Raw genomic sequence first — 4,401 nt, 5'->3', positions numbered from 1 at the left:
GTCGACGGGGGCGGGCGCGGTGGGGTTGGTGCGCGTGGCGCGCAGGGTGCGGCGCAGCTTGGACAGGTGCTGACGCAGGGCATCCGCGGAGTTGGGGCGCGTCTCCGGGTCCTTGGTGAGCATCTGCAGGATGAAGGCGTCCACGGCGGGCGGCAGGTCGGAGACGAACTCCGACGGCCGGGGCGGGCGCGCCTCCACGTGCTTCATGAGCAGGTCCACCGGGGAGCTGCCGATGAAGGGCAGCCGGCCGGTGACGATTTCGAAGGTGACGACGCCCATGGCGTACAGGTCCGTCATGGGGCCCACGGACTGGCCGCGGGCCTGCTCGGGCGCCATGTACTCCGGAGTGCCGACGACCATGTCGGTGCGCGTCTGCGCGGTGCGGCCGGTGGGGCCCTCGCCGCGCTTGGCGAGCCCGAAGTCCAGCAGCTTCACGTAGCGCGAGCCGTCCGGCTGCTTCACGAGGAAGATGTTGCTGGGCTTCAGGTCGCGGTGCACGACGCCGGCGCCGTGCGCGGCGCCCAGGGCGGCGAGCACTTCATCCAGGAGGGACAGGGCCTCCGGGACGGGGAGGCGGCCCTTCTCCGCGAGGATGGCGTCCAGCGGCTGGCCTTCCAGGTACTCCATGACGATGTACTGGCGACCGTCGGGGAGCTGGCCGAAGCCGAAGATGTCGATGATGCCGCGGTGGCGGATGGCGTTGACGGCGCGGGCCTCCGCGAGGAGGCGGGCCACCTGTTCGGACGAGTGCGCCAGCTCCGGGCGCAGCACCTTCACGGCGACGCGCTTGCCGATGAGGGGCTGGATGCCTTCGTAGACCAGGCCCATGCCGCCCACGCCGATGCGCGAGCGCAGCTCGTACTCGCCCAGCTTCAGGCCGATGAGGGGGTCGGTGATGGCGGTGGCTTCGGTACCGGGGTGCTCCACGATGACCTTCGGTTCCGGTGGAGTCGGCTGGAACGACGACAGCACGACGGTGCCATCGCGAGGGCATACCGCCGTCTCGGACGGAACGGTGAGGCCGCAGGTTTCGCAGATCAGCTCGGAAGACATCTCCACCACGGGGGAGCGTAACAGGTGAAAACCCGGGAAGCGAAGTGGCCGCCCGGGGACGCAGGGCAAGCAGACAGGCACCTGCCCCCGGGTCTCGCTTTCTCACCCGCTGTTGTCACACAGCGGGCAACGCAGTGGGTCAGGGCGTTCCGGCGTCGACGAAGGTGCAGCCGAGGTCACGCTGCGACACTCCAGGCGAGCCAGGAGTGCCACCCGGGCTCAGGCCTCCCGTTCCTCCCTCACCTGGGGTGAGGGGCGTGGACTCGGGCAGGAGGATGCCGGCATCCGAGCACCAGAAGATGACCGAGGGGCCTCCACCACCGCCTGCCCCCGCGCCGCCAAGGCCGCCCGTGCCTCCTTCGCCACCGCCACCACCCTGGCCGCTGATGGTGAAGTAGCTCTTTCCTCCGTTGACGCCCGACCCGGTGGTGAAGCCGCCTCCGCCACCTCCAGGCCCGCCAGCGCCGCCTTGTCCTCCGGCTCCACCGTTACCGCCCTTGCCGCCCCCCTGCGTCAGCAGCCGGGACGAGGGTTCGACGATGAGCTGCGAGTTGAACGCAATCACGGCGATGGAGGCGCCTCCGCCCGTTCCGCCTTGTCCTCCGGTTCCGCCGCATCCACCGCCACCGCCGCCGCCTCCGCCACCACCGCGCGGGCTCTGCACCCCGGTCCTCGCGGTCTCGCAGGCGCCACCACCGCCACCGCCGCCACCTCCGCCTCCACCGTTGCCGCCATTGCGGCCGCTGGCCCCTGTCTGCTGGTCCTGCCAGACCGCTTCAGGACGCATGAGGCCCGGTCCCGCGCCTCCATCCATCCCCGGTGTGCCCTCATGCCCATCGGGACCGCGGCTTCCGGTTCCACCGTCTCCTGCCTCGCAGTTGCAGCGGTTGTTGACGCATGCATCCACGGTGCCCACCGCGCCACGCGTTCCTCCCGTGCCGCCATCGACGTCCGGGGTCCCGGTCGCGCCGAGCCCCCCGCTGTTGAGGATGCCACCGCCACCACCGCGGCCGCCTTCGAAGGCGCCCTCGCAGCTCGCGATGCCTCCATCTCCGCCCTCGGGCGAGTTGGTGAGCGTTCCGTCGTCGCCCGGGAAGCCCTGGCCGCCGGCCACTCCCGCGTCACCCGCCGGGCCATCCGTGCCATTCGCGCCTCGGCCCGCCTCCACGATGGAGTCGCGCAGCCGCAGCTCCTGCACGTTCACAGCGCGAAGCGCGACGGACGGAGCTCCCGAGGTGCCAAGCGTGGTCGAGCGGATGTGGATCCGGTCGAAGAGCACGGGGCCCTTGATGACGTTTCGCACCGTGACCGCGTACGGCGCGCCCACGAGGACACTGCTGGCTTCACTCTTCGGACGCAGCCAGTTCGTCCCGCTGTGCTCATAGCCGCCATGCAGGGACACGGGCACCGTGACCTCCAGGGGCGTGGGCTCGGAGTACGTTCCCGTCGCGAGGTACACGAGGCTCTTGCCGCCGTCGGACTGGCCGACCAACTGGAGCGCTCGGGAGACGGTCTTCAGCGGTGCGTCCCGGGTACCCTGGGTCCCCACGTCGTCACTCCCCGACAGCGGATCCACGAAGAAGCCCAGCGCGGGGTCACCATCCACGCCATCGCAGTCCGTGTCCTTCCCCAATTCGTCGGGGAAGTCCGGCCCGCTGCTCGGGACGCAGTCATAGCCCGCGTCACCGGCATCGCCCGCGTCGCTACCTCCATCTCCACCACCACCGCCGTCCTTCACGTCACAGCGGCCCGCGTCCTGGCATTCCTCATAGGCCGCGTCGAAGTCCTGGCAGCCACCCATGCCGAGCACCGCACCGAACACCGCGCTCAGCGCGCCGACCTTCCAGAGGTTTCGCATGGTTCTCCCCGAGCTCACTGCCACGTCCCGGCCAGGCTCAAACCACCGCCTTGCGGCGTGAGCGTCACGGACGGCTGAACGTTCGTCTCTTTCACCGGCAGGAAGTACATCAGCGCGCCCGCCGCGATGGCCGCCGCGCCCACGCCAATCCCCACCACGCCAATCGTCTGCGCGCGCTTGCCGGAGTTCTTCACGTCCTGCCCGTCCGGCAGCGGCCCCGTGCCCTCGGTCAGCTCGTTGTACTTGCCGCGCGACTGCACGAAGAACACCGTCCCGACGCCCGCGAGCACCACGCCGCCCGCCGCCGGCACCCACGCCCACTTGCGCCGTCCCGGCGTCTCCACCGTCGGCGTGTCCGTCAGCCCCAGCTCCGTGGGCGGCTGCACGCCCGGCGTCAGGTCCGGCCCCGGCACCGGCTGCTTCACCCCCGGCGTCACGTTGGGCGTCTGCTGCGCCACGGGCGGCGTCACCGGCGGCGCCACCGGCTCCGGACGCAGGACGCGCAGCGTGCGCGGCACCACCACGTCCAGCGACTTGTTGAGCGCGTCCAGCACCTGGTCCTCGCTCACGCCGGGGACGGACTGCTCCACCAGCGGCGCGCCGTCCTGCGCCGTGTACACGCGCACGCCCGCCTTGTACGCGTTCAGGTACGGGCCAATCTCCGTCACCATCACCACGTCCGTCTTCGCCGCCACGCCCAGCGACGCGATGCAGGACGGCTGCGTGCGGTTGCAGCGCATCATCGCCGTGCGCTTCCTCTTCGGCAGCGTGCGCGTCACGTCCTCCACGCGGATCACCTCCAGGCCCCGGGCCTTGAGCTGCTCGGCCACGTGCTCCTGGGCGGTTCCAACGAGGTAGCGCGGCGTTCCCCGCGTCACGTCCGTGGGCGCCAGCAACACGGTGACGGGTTTCGCGGAGGAGGGAGGCGCGGGCGCCTGGGCGACCACCAGGGTGAGCGCGGCGAGGAAGGGGATCAACACGGGAGCACTTTCTCCCTGACCCGTCCTCCTCGCAAGGTCAGGATTCGCGGACCCGCGTGGTGGGACAGGGCCCCACCCACCCGAGTGCGACACCCCTGTTCGACGCCGGGCGCCTGGGCTAGCGGCGCGGACGCTCCGGCGCCGGACGGATCTGCGTCTTCTCCGACGTGTTCAGCTCCGTCTTCGGCCGGTCGTCGTCCTCGTCCTCATCCAGGTCGTCCGAAGGCGGTGGCGGAGGACGGCGCGTGGGCGTGGCACCCGCGCGCAGCGTGTTGGACGGGGGCGTGCCGGGACGCGCGGGCGCGGGAGGCGGACGGCGCGGCGGCGGCGTGATGCGCGCGGGCGGGGCCTCCGCGAGCAGGTCCTCGGACACCTGCACCAGGGGTTCGGAGGCCGGCGAGGCGCGGGTGTCCTCCTGCTCCGCGAACGGGTTGCGCGTGGGCGGCGGCGTCTTGTCGTCGTCCTGCGGCGGCGGCGGGCGCGGCGGCAGCGAGGGGCGCAGCGCGGGCG

3 protein-coding genes and 1 pseudogene are annotated in these 4,401 nt (G+C 71.7%); all 4 read right to left on the bottom strand.

Features of this window, described 5'->3' with window-relative positions; all coding sequences use genetic code 11:
- A partial coding sequence (locus tag D7X96_RS38655; protein ID WP_147468516.1) for a serine/threonine-protein kinase occupies window positions 1-1,053 on the bottom strand: 1,053 nt, incomplete at its 3' end.
- A 139-nt stretch (window positions 1,054-1,192) separates the two neighbouring features.
- Window positions 1,193-2,911 carry a collagen-like domain-containing protein gene (locus D7X96_RS41635; protein WP_158626685.1) on the bottom strand — a complete coding sequence of 573 codons (1,719 nt, stop codon included), beginning with the start codon at window positions 2,909-2,911 and terminating at the stop codon, window positions 1,193-1,195.
- Window positions 2,912-2,925: 14 nt separating this feature from the next.
- Entirely contained in the window at window positions 2,926-3,891 is a 966-nt protein-coding gene (locus D7X96_RS38645) for a hypothetical protein (RefSeq protein ID WP_120553176.1), read from the bottom strand.
- A gap of 118 nt (window positions 3,892-4,009) precedes the next feature.
- Window positions 4,010-4,401 (bottom strand): annotated as a pseudogene (locus D7X96_RS38640) (CpaF family protein); the annotation flags it as partial.

Source organism: Corallococcus interemptor, from assembly GCF_003668875.1.
In the GTDB taxonomy this organism is placed as follows: domain Bacteria; phylum Myxococcota; class Myxococcia; order Myxococcales; family Myxococcaceae; genus Corallococcus; species Corallococcus interemptor.
The sequence above is the reverse complement of the archived record's forward strand: the minus strand, read 5'-3'. Positions and strand labels throughout refer to the sequence as shown.

Excerpts from the sequence above, each read along its gene's own strand:
- D7X96_RS41635 (WP_158626685.1), bottom strand. The coding sequence starts at position 2,911 with ATGCGAAACCTCTGGAAGGTCGGCGCGCTGAGCGCGGTGTTCGGTGCG.